This window comes from Enterococcus sp. DIV0210g, assembly GCF_050559705.1.
GTDB lineage: Bacteria > Bacillota > Bacilli > Lactobacillales > Enterococcaceae > Enterococcus_B > Enterococcus_B faecalis_A.
In genome coordinates, this window is record NZ_CP187903.1 from 268,128 (window position 1) to 283,847 (window position 15,720).

18 protein-coding genes are annotated in these 15,720 nt (G+C 33.7%); 15 read left to right on the forward strand and 3 right to left on the reverse strand.

Going from position 1 to position 15,720, the window contains the following annotated elements:
* Nucleotides 1-10: 10 nt before the first annotated feature.
* The 3 genes from IGI64_RS01330 to ytpR all read left to right on the forward strand — a co-directional run bounded on the left by IGI64_RS01330 (nt 11) and on the right by ytpR (nt 1,597).
* Complete coding sequence (locus tag IGI64_RS01330) at nt 11-331, forward strand: thioredoxin family protein (protein WP_016623616.1); 321 nt, start codon at nt 11-13, stop codon at nt 329-331.
* 21 nt (nt 332-352) lie between these two features.
* Nucleotides 353-817 (forward strand): universal stress protein, encoded by a 465-nt coding sequence (locus IGI64_RS01335; protein WP_016623615.1) that lies wholly within the window; start codon nt 353-355, stop codon nt 815-817.
* A 168-nt stretch (nt 818-985) separates the two neighbouring features.
* Nucleotides 986-1,597 carry a YtpR family tRNA-binding protein gene (gene ytpR, locus IGI64_RS01340; RefSeq protein ID WP_429939232.1) on the forward strand — a complete coding sequence of 204 codons (612 nt, stop codon included), beginning with the start codon at nt 986-988 and terminating at the stop codon, nt 1,595-1,597.
* Nucleotides 1,598-1,931: 334 nt separating this feature from the next.
* Here the strand turns inward: ytpR and IGI64_RS01345 are convergent, their stop codons facing one another.
* Nucleotides 1,932-3,227, reverse strand: a complete 1,296-nt coding sequence (locus tag IGI64_RS01345; RefSeq protein ID WP_429939233.1) for a S1C family serine protease — start codon at nt 3,225-3,227, stop codon at nt 1,932-1,934.
* Nucleotides 3,228-3,637: 410 nt separating this feature from the next.
* Between IGI64_RS01345 and rlmH the strand changes: the two genes are divergently transcribed.
* The 4 genes from rlmH to IGI64_RS01365 all read left to right on the forward strand — a co-directional run bounded on the left by rlmH (nt 3,638) and on the right by IGI64_RS01365 (nt 6,186).
* Complete coding sequence (gene rlmH / locus IGI64_RS01350; RefSeq protein ID WP_016623611.1) at nt 3,638-4,114, forward strand: 23S rRNA (pseudouridine(1915)-N(3))-methyltransferase RlmH; 477 nt, start codon at nt 3,638-3,640, stop codon at nt 4,112-4,114.
* 202 nt (nt 4,115-4,316) lie between these two features.
* Nucleotides 4,317-4,478: a hypothetical protein gene (locus IGI64_RS01355; protein ID WP_010726126.1), complete on the forward strand. Its 162-nt coding sequence runs from the start codon at nt 4,317-4,319 to the stop codon at nt 4,476-4,478.
* Between the two features lie 82 nt (nt 4,479-4,560).
* Nucleotides 4,561-5,514 carry an IS30 family transposase gene (locus tag IGI64_RS01360; protein ID WP_100970591.1) on the forward strand — a complete coding sequence of 318 codons (954 nt, stop codon included), beginning with the start codon at nt 4,561-4,563 and terminating at the stop codon, nt 5,512-5,514.
* A gap of 165 nt (nt 5,515-5,679) precedes the next feature.
* A complete protein-coding gene (locus tag IGI64_RS01365) occupies nt 5,680-6,186 on the forward strand; it encodes a hypothetical protein (RefSeq protein ID WP_094940919.1) in 507 nt (168 codons plus the stop codon).
* A gap of 388 nt (nt 6,187-6,574) precedes the next feature.
* Here IGI64_RS01365 and IGI64_RS01370 read toward each other — a convergent pair whose 3' ends face one another.
* On the reverse strand, nt 6,575-7,888 hold the full coding sequence (locus IGI64_RS01370; protein WP_260318611.1) for a hypothetical protein: 1,314 nt from the start codon (nt 7,886-7,888) through the stop codon (nt 6,575-6,577).
* A 153-nt stretch (nt 7,889-8,041) separates the two neighbouring features.
* Here IGI64_RS01370 and IGI64_RS01375 point away from each other — a divergent pair, with 153 nt between their 5' ends.
* From IGI64_RS01375 to IGI64_RS01400, 6 genes are all read left to right on the forward strand, one after another.
* On the forward strand, nt 8,042-8,350 hold the full coding sequence (locus tag IGI64_RS01375; RefSeq protein ID WP_002317115.1) for a DUF960 domain-containing protein: 309 nt from the start codon (nt 8,042-8,044) through the stop codon (nt 8,348-8,350).
* A 26-nt stretch (nt 8,351-8,376) separates the two neighbouring features.
* Entirely contained in the window at nt 8,377-8,676 is a 300-nt protein-coding gene (locus IGI64_RS01380) for a 4'-phosphopantetheinyl transferase (protein WP_100970590.1), read from the forward strand.
* Between the two features lie 173 nt (nt 8,677-8,849).
* Entirely contained in the window at nt 8,850-9,395 is a 546-nt protein-coding gene (locus tag IGI64_RS01385; RefSeq protein ID WP_129201247.1) for a DUF1643 domain-containing protein, read from the forward strand.
* A gap of 155 nt (nt 9,396-9,550) precedes the next feature.
* Entirely contained in the window at nt 9,551-9,847 is a 297-nt protein-coding gene (locus tag IGI64_RS01390) for a hypothetical protein (protein ID WP_002324318.1), read from the forward strand.
* Nucleotides 9,840-10,730, forward strand: a complete 891-nt coding sequence (locus IGI64_RS01395) for an EcsC family protein (RefSeq protein WP_086310348.1) — start codon at nt 9,840-9,842, stop codon at nt 10,728-10,730. Before IGI64_RS01390 ends, IGI64_RS01395 begins: the two co-directional genes overlap by 8 nt.
* Before the next feature lie 81 nt (nt 10,731-10,811).
* Complete coding sequence (locus IGI64_RS01400) at nt 10,812-11,705, forward strand: DUF4767 domain-containing protein (RefSeq protein ID WP_081125820.1); 894 nt, start codon at nt 10,812-10,814, stop codon at nt 11,703-11,705.
* Between the two features lie 439 nt (nt 11,706-12,144).
* Here the strand turns inward: IGI64_RS01400 and IGI64_RS01405 are convergent, their stop codons facing one another.
* Entirely contained in the window at nt 12,145-13,521 is a 1,377-nt protein-coding gene (locus tag IGI64_RS01405) for a hypothetical protein (protein ID WP_283597275.1), read from the reverse strand.
* A gap of 175 nt (nt 13,522-13,696) precedes the next feature.
* Between IGI64_RS01405 and IGI64_RS01410 the strand changes: the two genes are divergently transcribed.
* Both IGI64_RS01410 and IGI64_RS01415 read left to right on the forward strand, forming a co-directional pair.
* Nucleotides 13,697-14,068: a hypothetical protein gene (locus IGI64_RS01410; RefSeq protein WP_002390894.1), complete on the forward strand. Its 372-nt coding sequence runs from the start codon at nt 13,697-13,699 to the stop codon at nt 14,066-14,068.
* A complete protein-coding gene (locus tag IGI64_RS01415) occupies nt 14,061-15,467 on the forward strand; it encodes a DNA primase family protein (protein WP_024636247.1) in 1,407 nt (468 codons plus the stop codon). The genes IGI64_RS01410 and IGI64_RS01415 overlap by 8 nt, the downstream gene beginning before the upstream one ends.
* Nucleotides 15,468-15,720 lie beyond the last annotated feature (253 nt).

Genomic DNA, 15,720 nt, shown 5'->3' on the forward strand with positions numbered 1-15,720 from the left:
AAATCAAGCAATGATCATTCCAAAAAATTTAGAAGAACTAGCAAGTTACGTTGAAAAAGGGAAAAACATCTTTTTCTTCACAGCAGGCTGGTGCGGCGATTGTAATTTTATCAAACCACAAATGCCGGAGATTGAAAAAGACTTTCCAAACTGGAACTTTATTGAAGTAGACCGTGACAAATATATCGACGTGGCTGCTGAATGGAGCATTTTCGGTATCCCAAGTTTTGTTGTGATTGAAGATGGCAAAGAATTAGGTCGTCTAGTGAACAAAAACCGCAAAACAAAACAAGAAATCGAAGACTTTTTAAAAAGCGTTCATGTAGACTGAGACCTGTTAGGAGGAAGCAAGATGGATCAAGAGTATAAGAATATTTTAGTAGGGATCGATGGAAGCAAACAAGCAGCTGATGCCTTTAAAAAAGCGGTAGAAGTTGCCCGCAGAAACAACGGAAAAGTTTATGCGGCAAATGTCATTGACCAGCAATTTTACAATTTTATGGGGTATACCCCAATGGATCAGAGTTTGATTGATCAAGAAACCGAAACTGCTAAAGAACTTATCGAAGACTGTAAAAAATATGGCGCCTCTGTAGATTTCACCGATATCGAAGGAGTCGTAGCTTACGGTTCTGCCAAAGAAGCAATGGCTGTCAATCTGCCAGAAAAATATGGAATCGATCTAGTGATGGTCGGTCAATCAGGATTGAATGCTGTTGAACGCTTCATGACAGGAAGCGTAGCAAGCTATGTTATCCGTCAAGCACCTTGTGATGTCTTGATCGTCAGAGGAGTACCAGAAAACGAAGAAGAATAAGATTTTTTGTAAATAGAAAACGGCAAAAGCGCCAAGCTTAGGACAGGATACTGTCCTAAGCTTTTTCTATTTGATTGGATCTCTTTATGTCAAATGAAAAATGGCATGCATTTTCTCTATTTTTTTGTTAAGATGAGTTGTCAGCAAGTAATATTGGAGGTAAAGACAATGATTTTTGCTTATAACAAAGCACATGTCGGGGACACATTGATGGTCGTTGCGGCAGATGATAAAGGAACTGAAAATACTGTAGAACGAAAATGGAACGTAGCGCAAGTCAAAGACGCAGAAGGCCAAATCGTTGCTTGGAACTTTTTCCACATTTCAGAACATTTGACAATTGAAGGAAATGGCCAAGTAGAACTAACAGATGAACAAATCGAAAAATTAAATCAATTGATCAAAGATGCTGGTTTCAAGGAAACGTTAGAACCAGACCATGAACCAAAAATCGTTGTCGGCTTTGTGAAAAGCTGCAAGAAACATCCGGATTCAGATCATTTGTCGATCACACAGACAGACGTAGGAAACGGTGAGATCCTGCAAATCGTTTGCGGGGCACCAAATATCAAAGCAGGTCTGAAAGTCGTAGTAGCAAAACCTGGAGCAATGATGCCGGACGGACTAATGATCTGGCCAGGTAACTTGCGCGGTGTAGAAAGCTATGGCATGATCTGCTCTGCAAAAGAACTTCATTTACCAAATGCGCCGGAGAAAAAAGGGATTTTAGAATTACCTTTTGATTCAGAAGTCGGCGAAGCATTTGCAGTAGACAAATAATAAAGAACCCCCAACGTTTGAAACGTTGGGGGGTTTGTTTTTTCGAGGAAAAAGGAGGTTAAAGCTTGAGGCTGGAAAGCTTTTTTACCACCTCTTTAAATAGTGTTCACTCAGCTAACTTTCGGTATTAACTCAAAAAACCGCAAAACATAAGGTACTGTTTCACGGTTTTTCTCTTTAATACTCAAGTCATAACGCTGAGTTCACGACCTCTATCCACGGTGTTCAAGAACCAGCTCTTCGGCAATAACTCACAAAAATATAAAATATGAGAAGCTATTTTTTATTTTTTTTCGTTATTGCTCAGAGCTGAACGGTTCTTTCACAACCTTTTTTATTGATTTCCATTCGTCGTACTATTTTGCTTCAAAGCAGATTGATCGATTGTCAAATCCACAGTGACTGTTTTTTCTTCTGATTCATCGTAATAAGTGATTTTCACACTGTCGCCGACTTGTTTTTTGAACAATGCGGCTTGTAATTCAATGCCAGAAGAAACTTCTGTATCATCGATTTTTGTGATTACATCATATTGTTTCAAGCCTGCTTTTTCAGCAGGTGTCGCAGATTGAACAGATGTCACGATCACGCCATTTGTTACAGAAGATGGGATTTTCAAGACTTGTTCTTGCTGCTGGGTTGAAACAGAAGATAAGTCGACCATCGTGATACCTAATGCAGGGCGTGAGACTTTGCCATCTTTTTCAAGTTGATTGATCACATTGACAACATCGTTACTTGGAATTGCAAATCCCATACCTTCGATACTTACATCTGAACTAGATTCAGATGAGCTGGCGATTTTGCTGGAGTTGATCCCGATTACTTGACCTTCGATATTTACTAAAGGCCCACCGGAATTCCCAGGATTGATTGCGGCATCTGTTTGGATAGCATTGATATTGACTGTTTCATTTGATTCATTGGTACTTGTCACTTGGCGGTTCAGAGAAGAGACGATACCTGAAGTAACAGAGTTTGCATATTCTGAGCCAAGAGGAGAACCAATCGCAATGGCCGGTTCACCGACTTTCAATGCACTTGAGTCACCAAAAGAAGCTACGGTGTCGACTTTATCTGACTTGATTTTTAAAACGGCCAAATCAGAATAAGAATCGGTTCCGACAAGTTCAGCTGTTACTTTGCTGCCGTCTTTCATTAGGACTTCTAATCCTTCCTGACCTTCGACCACGTGGTTATTTGTTACTACATAAGCAGTGTCGCCGTCTTTCTTATAAATCACACCGCTTCCTTCACTATAAGCTTCTAGACTTCCATCATCTGAGCTGGATTCACTTTCGTTTTGCTGTTGACCAAAAAGTTCACCGAAGCTATTGCTGGATTGTTTATTGCTTTGAAGATTGATAACAGATACGACCGCATCTTGTACTTTTGAGACAGCCGCTGTGATGTCAGAATTTACATCGACTTTCACATTATCCACAACTGTTTCGCCTTTTGTATTTTGATTCCCGCTGCTTGTTGGAGAATCATTATTTGTTCCGACAGCTACATAGAAGATTCCTACTGTCAATAATCCGCCAACGATCCCTCCTAAAAGTCCTAAGCCGAATCGGCGCCAAAAATGATTATTCTTTCGATAGCTTGGGGTCACATTTTTTCTAACCATATACGTTTCCTCCGTCCATTTACTATGTAATTTCAGTATAGCGTTATTTGCTAAAATTAGTCTACTTTTAGACTGTGAACTTTTTATGAAAAAGGTTGGTAAAATTCATTTTTTTCGAATGAAAAATTTTTCCACAGAAAGCGATTAAAAGTCGTGGAAAGAATTGGGGAAAAATAAATAAAACAGTTATCCACAAACTGTTGATAACGTGGATAAATCTATAAAAACACATGTTTGCTTATGAAATACTTAAGAAATCAAGGTTAATAACGTGCTGTTTTGTGGATAAGTCTGTGGATGATGTGTATAAGTCTGTGAGAAAAATTGGGTATAACTATACACAAGATAAAAACATAAGAAGAAAAATCGTGGTAAAATAGGGAAATGGAAAAAACGAAAGGAATCAAAAAATGAATATCAAAATAATCAGCGTAGGAAAACTAAAAGAAAAATACTTGATCCAAGGTATCGCAGAATATGTAAAACGTCTGGGCGCTTATGCAAAAATCGAATTGATCGAGGTACCAGACGAAAAAGCTCCTGAAAATTTAAGCGAAGCACAAATGCTGCAAGTCAAGGAAAAAGAAGGCGAACGGATCTTAAGCAAAATCAAAGAGGAATATGTTTTTGCCTTAGCCATCGATGGCAAAAATCCGACCAGCGAAGCTTTTGCCAAACAAATCGAACAACTTGGTATCCAAGGAAAAAGCCAGCTTGTCTTTGTGATCGGCGGTTCGCTGGGACTAAGCGACGCAGTAATGAAACGAAGCAATGCCCAAATCTCATTTGGCAAGATGACTTATCCACATCAATTGATGCGCTTGATCCTGGTCGAGCAAATCTACCGAGCGTTTCGGATCAATGCAGGGGCTCCATACCACAAATAATGATATTTTTTAAGAGAAAAAATTATCCCTATTTTAAATAATAGCAATAGGTAGTGGTAGGGAGAAATTTATAAATAACTTTTTTATTTGCTTTGGTAGCCAAGTAAGTTGCAAAAGAAAAATAGATACTGTTAAAAAGATAATGTAGACATAGAAACAAATACGTAAAATTTTAGTTAGAATAATGGCAAGGAGAAAAAACATGATAGATGAAAAAAAGTGTTTAAAAAATCTATTGGAGGATATGGATGATATTGAAGAAAAACTATCTAAATGGACTGGGAAAACAAATATATTTCAGATACTTAAGCTATCTAAAAATGAAATAAGACATAGTAATTTTTTAGCTTCGCCGTTTGTATAATTAAGCGAGACAAATAAAAAAGCCATTTATGTTACACTCAAATTGTAATACCCGCTAAAGCATACAAGGAGAGTGAACATAAATGACTTATACCCATCTTACACCAAACGAGCTTGTAATGATAGAAGCATATTTTCATCAAGAAACTCCGGTTGCTATCGCTGCGAAGCAGCTTAAACGTGGACGCCAAACAATTTACAATGTCTATAACTTTCTCAAATGTGGTGGAACAGCACTTGAATACTTTGAACAATACAAAGAAAATAAGCGACGTTGTGGGAGAACCGAAATCATTTTTCCTGCTGAGGAAAAAGAATACATTGCAAAAAGATCAACTGAAGGTTGGACCCCAGACGTCATTATTGGCCGTGCAGAGCGAACCTTCTCTTGTTCAGTAAGTACCCTCTATCGCCGGTTTAAGACGGGAGAATTCAATGTTTTACATTTACCGATGCAAGGAAAACGAAAACCAAATGGTTATAAGGAAAAACGTGGAAAACAGGCATTCAAAAGAAATATTTCTGAACGTAAAAAAGATTATGTCGTTTTCGAAGAAGAATTTGGACATTTAGAGGGTGATACGATTGTCGGCATCCACCATAAAAGTGCCGTCATCACACTCGTTGAGCGACTTTCAAAAGCCATTATCGCCTTGAAACCAGAAGGCCGTAAGGCAGTTGATATTGAAAATTCGATTAATGAATGGTTTCAATCCGTACCCAAAAATCTTTTCAAATCAATTACCTTTGATTGTGGAAAAGAATTCTCTAATTGGAAAAGTATTAGTAATACGAATGATATTGATATTTATTTCGCAGACCCAGGAACGCCTTCCCAACGGGGATTAAATGAACATTCAAACGGATTCCTCCGAAAAGATGGACTACCAAAAGAAATGGACTTCAACCAAGTCAATCAAGGATTCATCTCATCCGTTGCGTCCAAAAGAAACCATATCCCTAGAAAATCACTAAATTACCAAACACCATTAGAAGTTTTTTTGAGTTACGTAAATGGAAAGTTTTGTCTCGCTTAATTTGACAAATAATAGATATAAAAGAAAAAGCCAGTGAATACGAAAAGATAAAAAATAATTTTATTCTGAAGTCAGAGAATAGTATAATAAATTTTGAGAAAACAAATGTAAATTTAATTGAATAGAAGTTCAGATACATTCTTTGGGAGGTAAGTATGAATATTAATGAAATTTGGCAAATCAGAAGATGAAGAAATTTGGAAAAAAGCTTTAACAGAAGCTATGGTAGAAACCGGTAGAGATAATTGTATTGAAACAAAATTATCGAGGATTAATATTGATTATGTGAGTCAACTTGAAGTAGAAGATTTTTATGATTTTTTATACGATAGTTATTTCGTTTGGAAATATACGGCAAAAAATAGATTAGCTACTTCAAGATCACATTTTGAAAAACATAAAAATAATCTATCAGAGTTAAGTAAAATTCAAAAGGAAATTTTTAGTTTTGAATTACCTAATACTAAGTTGGGATTAATGTACGCTACACAAATCAACGGATTTGGTGTAGCTGGTGCATCAGGATTACTAGCGTTATTATTTCCAAGCTACTTTGGTACGGTGGATGAAATGGTTGTTCGATCGTTATTAAAAACTGAAGAATTTAAAACTGATGAAAAAATAAAACAAATGAATCCACAAAATTTGAAGATAGAAGATGCAGTATATTGAATTGATGTCTATCGTAAAAAAGCAAATCATTTAAATAAAATTTTTAAAACTTACAGCTGAACACCTGGAAATATTGACGTTATTCTATGGTATTTCCGGTAGTATTAGTTATCTGAAATAAATATAAATCCAAATATATTATCGATGAAGTCCAATTTTCTCTGTAGAAGATTGGACTATTTTTAATGACAAAGGATTTGTGCGCGTTTATTCATATCTTGTTTTGAGACATCTGGATATACCTAAAATTTATGCTTTTATTTTAACGGATAAAAAAGACAAAGCACTAAAACCTCAGTACTTTGTCTATAGTCTGAAACCACTAGCTTGCACCAATGGTTTTAATTAATTGAATTACTTGTATCACGTTTTTTACCAACTGAATTTTTTATTCTTTTTCCTCTTCTTCTTTTTCTAAAGTTTCTATTAACTCCGGAAAAGATATTATGAATTCCCCTTCTATTTTGAGCGTATCAATAAATTCTATAAGAAAGGCTTTTTCCAATTGTATTTCTAGCAAGAAGACTTTTTCAGGAAACAGTTTTCTTAAATTCTCATGTTCTAGTCTATGTTTAATTTTAGAGTTTAAATTTTCATCCTCGTGGTGAGAGACAGCCTGAAGATCGTAGATGTTAAAATTGAAATATGTCTTTGTTAAAGTTTCAAGAATTTTCATATGATCGTAACCATTCCAAGGACCTTCATATTTCATTTGCATAAGATGAATTTTTTCTATCCATTCACTCCACGAATTCTTTTTTTCTCGAATTATTGGTAAAGCGTATTCAACTATATTATTTATAATATCTTTATAGTCAATAGTTAATTCAAATTCTCCTCCATTTAAATTATTATATTTATATATATCATAATTTATTTGTACAGGACAATTATTTTTAAGATACTCACTAACTTTATCGAAAACGGACTTATTTATAGTAGAATAAGAAAACCCATCACAATTTATAAAAAGTTCCACATGTTTTTTCATAATTTCTTTTATACTTCGAATTCTTGGAGTTGATTCACATTCATAATAATCAGCAACACGACTACGATCATTAATATATATATTCATATCCCATTTTTCCGCTTCACCAATGGAACACAATGCTGTTACTTCACATAAAATATCAATTAGTATTTTGTTTACATATTCAAAGTCTAATTTATTCCAACCTAATTTTTCTAAATTTGTTCTAGTTTCAAAGTCTAATTTATGCCAACCTAATCTTTCTAAATTTGTTCTAGTTTCATTAGATAAAAATTCACTGGGAAAGATGGGGAGATGATAGCATACTTTTTTTATATTAAATATATCAGGGTGTAGATAACTCTGGTTACCAGTAATAGCTGTTGCTGGATACCAAGTGCCATTTACTATGCTTTTTCTAGTAAATAATTCATTTATCAAAAGTATTAGTTTTCTTATTTCGCCATCTTCAAGTAGTCTTCTTGCTTCATTTAAATAAGAACTAGAAAAATTATTATAATCTTGAAAAGTCCATTCCTTAGAACGATAAGTTATTTCGTGTTCTAATTGTTCTTTTCTATATTCATCTATTTCAAGTTCATGTCTTTCAATATTGTTTCTTAACATTGTTAGTTGTAAATCATTTGTAGCACGTTGTTTATCTTGCTTTTTTCTATAGTTAATATCTTTTATAGCTTTTATGGAAAAAATATCATTAATCCAAGACATATAAGAATTCCTCCGATAAATTATTTTTAGTACTATCTGTGTTTAATAGTATAAAATGAATCAAATTGAATATCAAATATATATTATATCCATGAAGCCCAATCTTCTTTAATAGAAGATTGGGCTATTTTTATGGCAAAGGAGGGAAAAGAAATGTTTCAAAATAAAGGACAACGTTATGTCACAAAGGGAGTAATGGACAGTTTACCAGTGGAATTACAAGCTTTATGTTGGAATCTAATCGATCAAAACGTTCAAAAGCAACTTCCTTTAGACTATCTTCAAATTTTTGAATTTTCTACGGAAAAAGGAAATCAAAAGTTGGTTCATCGTCAAGAAGAACCGGAAGAAAGAAAAGAGTATCTGATTTCACCTAAGCTTCGTTTGAAATCAGTGTCTCAAAAAATATGGGTCATTGATTCGGGTGAGTATCAAACGATGTTATTACCAGAAGAATACTAATATCTAAAAGAAAGGAGAGAAATGACTTGTTAGAAACGGCTATCGAAGTACTGGAAAAGTGTGCACAGCTAGTCACTACTCCTGAAGAGTGGGGCTATGAATCCGTTACGATGGAAAAAGAGGAAATTGAAATGGGTACGCTTCCTAAAGATGTTCATCTACCACGTTTAGTGATGACACATCTTTATATTTATTGCGCACCAGAAGATGGAAAAGACTATATAGTTTATTTCATTACAGATATTACCAGCCAGCGAGAATTTGTTCGTGGGTTACTGGTAGAAGGACGATTGGTTTGGAGTCAGATTGGAGGAACGAATGAATAAGATCGATTATTTGAGAATGATTGCGAAATGTTTAGAAGATATCCTTATAGCGATTTATCAAATTCTGAAGAAAAAAGGAGAAAGAATATGAAATATTTTCAACTAGTATTGACACTTATAACGGCAATGGTGATTGAATTGCTTGAACAAAAATTAGCATAGGAGAAAAAGAGATGATTGAAAAAGAATTAGTGACCACACAAACAGAAGTTTGGCGAGATCCTCATCAAACCCATCGCTATGTTTTCAAACGACAATGGGCGATCAAAGGAAAAGAAGTGGAAGAGAAATTAGCGGTAGTCATTACTATTCGTCCAACAGATACAGAACCATTTACGAATGATTTGAGTATGTTATTAATCGAAAAGAATATCCGACAATTAGGATTTACTGGTTTTATTGCCGTGAATCTTTTTTCGTATACAAAAGCGAAAAGTCCTCGGGTATTTCCTCGTGGAAATGATGAACAATCTTTGGAAATATTAACGACTGTTTTCACAGAAAAGAAAATCAATACCATTATTTTTGCTTGTGGTTCGATTACAGCGACGAGTCAAGTGGCTTATGAACAAGCGAAGACTATTTACGATCAATTGAGTGCGAAACAAAAGAAGATGACCAAAGTATTGATAAATGCAGAAGGTAAGTTATCCCACCCACTAAGTATTCATGTTCGTAATGAATGGCAATTGGCGGATCATTCTTTGTTATTTCAATAAACAAAAATAAGTATTCAATGTATATGTTTCTTTTTCTGTTATTTTACTTGTTCTTTTACAGACTAAACAACTTGTAAAACCTCTTGTTATATGCATTATCAATGAAGGAATCAATATGATATTTTTAAAATGTCAGAGGAAATGGAGGTGAGCAAGTGAAAGTAGATGGGGAATGTTTGACGAGTTCGTATAAAAGTATCTATGAATTTTTTGAGGAAAAAGGACTAGACACGGATTTACTTTATCAGTTTTATATTGCTTTTCGTGGGCAACAGTTATCGTTTCCAATGAAAATGTATGACCGAGAATTAGTCGCTCAAAAAATTGAAACAATGGTACAAGAAAACCATTCCATTGATTCTAGGAAATTAACGGATCGGTATGGTTTTTCAACGAGATGGATTCAAAGTATTATCAGACAACAACAAAAGGAGCAACATGTACATGGCTAATGAAGAAACAGTAGGTTTGAGAATCATAGAAGAAGCATTCAAATTACCAATGGTCAAAGTTGATCGTCGAGCATTTTTGATTCAAACATTTCAAGGGAAAGTTTCTGATATTGAAGGACTCATAGAAAAGGGACCACAAGCGTTTTTATCCAAAGAAATGCTAGATCGTGAAGCACAAAAATGTATTCAATCGATTACCTTGAAATCAAGTGCGGTATCGTTAGCAACTGGACTTCCAGGAGGCATTGCTATGGCAGCAACTATTCCAGCGGATCTCCTTCAGTTCTTTGGTTATTCATTACGATTAGCACAGGAAATTTCATATATTTATGGATTTAAGGATTTAATGGGAGAGAATGGAGAGCTCAGTGAAGAAGCAAAGAATACGTTGATACTGTATTTGGGAATTATGCTTGGAGTAACTTCTGCAGGTTCTGCCGTACGAGCGTTGTCTGGAAAGCTGTCTACACAAGCATTGAAAAAAATTCCTCAAAAAGCATTGACTCAAACGTTGTATTATCCAGTAATCAAACGAGTACTAGGCATTTTTGGTACAAAGTTAACTAAAAATACCTTTGCGAAAGGTATTTCTAAAGCAGTACCAGTCGTGGGAGGCGTTGTTTCAGGAGGCATCAATTACTTGTCTATGAAACCAATGGCAACAAAGCTTCAAACAGAGTTAGGGAAAAATGTAGCGTATACAGAAGAAAGTCTCCAACAAGATTTAGATATTTTAGAAGGTGAATTTGAAGAAGTATCTTCTGATATCGCGTCTTCTGATACAGTTCTTTCTCAATTAGAAAGACTTTCTCACTTGTTGGAAACGAATATGATTACAGAAGAAGAGTTTCAACAATTGAAGCAAGAGCTGTTAAAGAAATAATTATTTAGAAAAAGCAACCACTTATACGGGTGGTTCTTTTTCTTGAATGAATTCAAATTTATTATTAGGAGAAGAAACAGGATGAAAGCAAAACGATTATTCCTATTAGGCACGATTCTTTTACTTGGAGGATGTTCTACTGTCTCTCAAAACGAACAAAAGAAACAAGTGGATTCAACAACTCATGAAATTGAAACAACAAGAAAGGAATCTTCTACAAAAGAAATAGAAAAAACTACTCAAGAAACTAACACAACAGAGTCTAGTAAGGCAACGAGTTCAGATACGAGTGATTCTCAAATAAAACAAGAATTATGGGATACAAATAAAGCATCTCAATTAGAAACTTTTGTCCCACAATGGGGAAAGACATTAGGTCAAGAATATAAAAGCTACAATCCTCAGAGCAATGTAAGTCTGTATGGCACTCCTTTACCCCAAGCTGTGATTAATGGCAATTGGAAAATGGCAATCAATGAAGCACCAGTTACCGTACAATGGTCAGAAGATGGAACTGGTCATGCAGATTTCAATTTAGTAGCAGTTTATTCTGATGTAGAAACTGGAGAATATTTAGGGCAGCATGTTTACTTTTTCGGTTTTCAAAATGGACAACCTAAAGTTTATTTAACGCAACAAAATCAAGGCAATGATAAAAACTACATGTACTTCAATGAAACTCAGAACCAACAGTTAAAACAAGGTTTCAGTGATATTGTGAATGGACAAACTCCTCAAACTCCAGTAGTAGAAGAATCTACTCAACAAGCAACAACTGATTCAGCTATGCCAAGTTCACATGAAAGAGCACAAGCAATTAGGGAAATATTAAAACAAAATCAAGGATTTAATGAAGAGGTATTAAACTCAATTCCAGATGAAGAAATACTTGATTCTTTCGTAGGTAATGCGACCAATGCACAACTTGCACAAAGTACAACGAATCTATTAGAAAAATACCCTAATTTGAAATAAGAGTTACAAATGGACGAGGCTTTTAGGATGATTCATCATTCTAACATGGTTCAATAATTAGAGTTATACATCATCAAGTAATAACTGATTCTTAAAAAGCACCATAAGCTTTTTAAGAATCAGTTTTATCTATAAAGAGGGAGAAAGAATGTATTAAATGACTTTTTAACTAATATACATAAAAATAATAGTAACGATAATTGAAAGAGCACAAGCATTCTTTTGAATGAGATATTTAATTGAAAACCAATACAGTACTAGAAGTACCCAAAGTGACCAAAAGATAGTTGATAAAAAATGAGTAAGAAAAGTAAAATGAAATAAAAAATTGTCACTTTAAGTACTTTGGTACTTAGAAAAGGCTTATTTTTATCTATTTGTTTTAATTATCTATATAAAAAGTGTACAAGAAATCATAGAAATCTTGTACACTCTATTTTTACTTATCTAAAGGCATAGCAGATAAAGTAATTTGTTCGAAGTCTTTTTTACAGAATGCAGAAGAATCAGTCCGTCCTTGAACAAACTTATTTTTAAAATCATAGGTATTTAGATACGCCATGATTTCATCTAGATTATTTGAGATGTTATCGAACGAATATAGCTTCTTGAATTTGTCTATAAAAGTTTTTTGTAAATTTATAGATGTTAATAAAAAACAGTCGACATCCTCAAATATTAAGTAACAACTTTGGAAGAAAGATTCGTAACTGGTATAATCAAATGCCATGAATTGAGCAGCTAATTCAAAAAATAAAAATTGATTAAAAGTTAAGAGGGGAGAACCATTCAAGATTTTGTTGCATAAAGTAATAAATCTATGAACCGATAGTTCAATTTGTTCTTTCGATACTTTCTTATTTTCTAAATGGACTTTCAATCTTTTAGAAGCGGTAATGAGTGCAAATTGCTGATTGAATTGGAATCTACGTTCGATCCGATATTTTTCTATTATTGAGTTATAGACAGGTGGTTGCTCAAATAGGAAATTTTGAAAACCTTGGATTTGAGAAAAAGTTATATTTTCAGGCTTCTTATCTATATTACAGAGTTTATTATAGCTATTTTTTATTTTAGGATTTTCATCTAAAATAGAAATCATTACATTAAGAACATTTTCATGAATATCTCCTAAATGGTTTAAGGAAGTTGATAATAATTTTTCTGTTTGGTCCACTAGATTACTTACTTCTTCCACATTGTCATTTTTTGATTCATTTGTAAAAAATCTTATTAGGTTACTTAGGTTATTTGAAAGCTTGCTTATGTTTTTATTATTAACAGCAGCTTGATTGCTTAGTTTAATTATAAAATGTTGTAACACTATTAAGTTCTTACGAACTTCTTCTTTGTCGATTGTTTGAATAGACGTGGATTTTAGTTTATTGTTTACCATTCTTAAAATAAATTTAGGATAATCCAGATACGTAGGAAATGAGTGCGTATCTAAATTTTTTAATAGACGTGTGTACTCCAATTTAGGATCAATTTTTGTAGTTTGTTCAATTATATTATTAATTTTTAAATGAGTGGATTTTTTAAAATTGTCTGCATCTAAAATTGAGCCGATGGCTAGAATTGGTACGATTTGACTAATATCGTACCAAAAAAGTTCTCTCAAGTATGCATCTTTTTTATCTATAGGATCTTCTGTTAAGCTTGTCTTTGGCAAAAAATCCCAGAAAAACTTTCTATTAATTAATAGATCCTTTCTGTAGTCCAAATAAAAAGAATTATTATAAATGCCATAATCACCTACATTTTTTCTTTGATCATAAATGAAAGCATTCATGGTCGATTTGATATTAAGGCTCATACTGTTATTCTCCTAATCTTCAAAAATTAATTCCAAGTAAATTGGAATCTTTTTTATTTTAACTTATGAAAACGGTTACTTAGTAGCCTTTTGGAAGCATTCAAATCTTTTAAAGTTCGATAAGATTAGATTGTCGAAAAGACCTCTATAAAATATTTGATAGGAGCGAAGGAATATGTTGAAGAATACTAAAGTATCAGTCAATCAAGTGTTAGGAGAAACTTATCACTTTTATGGAGTGGTGAAAGAAATTAGTGCCGCGAATAATGGAATCGTCACTATTCAACTGAATATGTTTCAAAGTACACATCCTAATCAAGGATTATTTGAAATTAACCTGAACAATCAGTTTGAATATGAGCGACTCTTAACGAGTATTTCCAGATATATAGAAAGAGATATCATTGACTTAAGTTTCCTAATTAACAAAGAAATTTTACTTGTATATATGGATACTTGTCGAAATGATCGTTGTTACTGTAATTTTCATGGGCTAGTAATTTTGGAGGAATTAATAAACGAAGGAGAAGAAGTGAATCATGAATAAAAAAGAAATGGATAATACACAAATCTTCAAGAACTATCTAAATCCCACTAAACTACGATCAGTTGAAGAAGTCAAAAAAGCTTTTTTTATGCTCATTGAAGCTATTCCCAAAAACTTGACTGAAGAAGCATTTAACGAGCAGGTGGCAGATCTAATAATAGAATATACACATATGGTCATGTTGAAATCAACCAATGGTGTGTATATCTATAATTACACTACTCATAGATGGGAATCAAAAGGAGAAATCTGGTTGCAAAGATTGGTGTATGAAGTCACAAAAAGTGTAGATGAAACAAACTTATGGTATCGCGAAAGAAATACGTGTGAACATATTAAAAGGAAACTTTGTATGCTTGAGACTTTCTCTGATGATTATTTAGTGTTGACAAATGGCACTTTTGATAGGCGAACTGGAGAGATTATTGAGAGTCAATCCAATCACTATGCTTATTTTTTTAGCACGGTTGTGTATGATTCCGAAAAGAAGTGCGCTCGATTTCTTCAATTTCTTAATGAAGTTTTCTATTCTGATCAATCAACAATTGCGTTTGTTCAAGAATGGTTCGGCTATGTTCTTTTGTCGAGCCATCAGGCGAATGCTTTTCTGATTGGATATGGATCGGGAGCGAACGGTAAATCTTTGTTGTTTGCTCTTTTAGCAAAGCTTGTTGGCGAATGTAATACGAGTTCTTCTGGAATTTCAGCTTTTCAAAGTCGATTTGGAATGGAAGTGATGCACAATAAGTTACTCAACTTAGCTACAGAAAGTGATGTAAATAGTTTTGAAACAGCTACTTTAAAAGCTGTTACAGCGGGAGAGCCAATCACGTTAAATCGGAAAGGCATCAAAGAAATCACTTGTATACTTCCTACTAAGTTCATTTTTTTAATGAATCATTTGCCTTTGATAACGGATTCTTCTTACGGATTTTCTCGTAGATTACTGATTCTTCCATTTCCTCGAACGTTTCGTCCAGAAGAGCAAGATCCTTTTCTACTAGAAAAAATGACACTTGAAATGTCTGGAATTTTAAACTTTGCCTTAGAAGGGGCGAAGCGATTAATTAAGAACGGATATCAATTTACTATATCTGATTTGATGAATGAGGCAAAAGAACAGTTTTTAGGATGCGTACATCCTTTGTCCTATTTTAAGGCGCATTATTTATCGAAAAATCCAACAAGAAAGGTGGAGAGTAACCTTCTTTTTCAAACTTTCCAAAAAATGTTAAAGGAAAAGAATTGGTCGGCTAGACAATACGGAACGCTTCGTTCATTCAACAAAGGGTTGATTGAACTTTTTGAAGCAGAAGGCTTTGTTATTTCCACTAAAAAAAGTAATGGCAAAACCTATCTCTCTGGAATTGTCTTAAATCAGTCAATACAAGAACTGTAAGACATTAATAAGGGAGAGTGAAAAAAATTGATGGAACAAGAAAATTTCAATTCTTTGGTTTTAGAATTGATGAAAGCAGAAAACGGGGATTTTTCTATTGACCTGAGCATTTTTTATGAGGATATGGGGGTGGAAAAATAATGGAAGAATTTTTATCTCAACTTGCAAAAGACATGATTTCTTATTTTCATCATGAAAAAGATCTCGAAAAGCGAGCGATCGAAGACTAAATTCAATCGAAAGAGGAACAGTC

What these genes read in the sequence shown, in the direction of transcription:
- IGI64_RS01330 (WP_016623616.1), top strand. Translation starts at nt 11, where the DNA reads ATGATCATTCCAAAAAATTTAGAAGAACTAGCAAGTTACGTTGAAAAA.
- IGI64_RS01375 (WP_002317115.1), top strand. Translation starts at nt 8,042, where the DNA reads ATGTTTCAAAATAAAGGACAACGTTATGTCACAAAGGGAGTAATGGAC.
- rlmH (WP_016623611.1), top strand. Translation starts at nt 3,638, where the DNA reads ATGAATATCAAAATAATCAGCGTAGGAAAACTAAAAGAAAAATACTTG.
- IGI64_RS01405 (WP_283597275.1), bottom strand. Translation starts at nt 13,521, where the DNA reads ATGAGCCTTAATATCAAATCGACCATGAATGCTTTCATTTATGATCAA.
- IGI64_RS01360 (WP_100970591.1), top strand. Translation starts at nt 4,561, where the DNA reads ATGACTTATACCCATCTTACACCAAACGAGCTTGTAATGATAGAAGCA.
- IGI64_RS01410 (WP_002390894.1), top strand. Translation starts at nt 13,697, where the DNA reads ATGTTGAAGAATACTAAAGTATCAGTCAATCAAGTGTTAGGAGAAACT.
- IGI64_RS01370 (WP_260318611.1), bottom strand. Translation starts at nt 7,888, where the DNA reads ATGTCTTGGATTAATGATATTTTTTCCATAAAAGCTATAAAAGATATT.
- IGI64_RS01355 (WP_010726126.1), top strand. Translation starts at nt 4,317, where the DNA reads ATGATAGATGAAAAAAAGTGTTTAAAAAATCTATTGGAGGATATGGAT.
- IGI64_RS01400 (WP_081125820.1), top strand. Translation starts at nt 10,812, where the DNA reads ATGAAAGCAAAACGATTATTCCTATTAGGCACGATTCTTTTACTTGGA.
- IGI64_RS01395 (WP_086310348.1), top strand. Translation starts at nt 9,840, where the DNA reads ATGGCTAATGAAGAAACAGTAGGTTTGAGAATCATAGAAGAAGCATTC.
- IGI64_RS01415 (WP_024636247.1), top strand. Translation starts at nt 14,061, where the DNA reads ATGAATAAAAAAGAAATGGATAATACACAAATCTTCAAGAACTATCTA.
- IGI64_RS01365 (WP_094940919.1), top strand. Translation starts at nt 5,680, where the DNA reads ATGAAATTTGGCAAATCAGAAGATGAAGAAATTTGGAAAAAAGCTTTA.
- IGI64_RS01335 (WP_016623615.1), top strand. Translation starts at nt 353, where the DNA reads ATGGATCAAGAGTATAAGAATATTTTAGTAGGGATCGATGGAAGCAAA.
- ytpR (WP_429939232.1), top strand. Translation starts at nt 986, where the DNA reads ATGATTTTTGCTTATAACAAAGCACATGTCGGGGACACATTGATGGTC.
- IGI64_RS01345 (WP_429939233.1), bottom strand. Translation starts at nt 3,227, where the DNA reads ATGGTTAGAAAAAATGTGACCCCAAGCTATCGAAAGAATAATCATTTT.
- IGI64_RS01385 (WP_129201247.1), top strand. Translation starts at nt 8,850, where the DNA reads ATGATTGAAAAAGAATTAGTGACCACACAAACAGAAGTTTGGCGAGAT.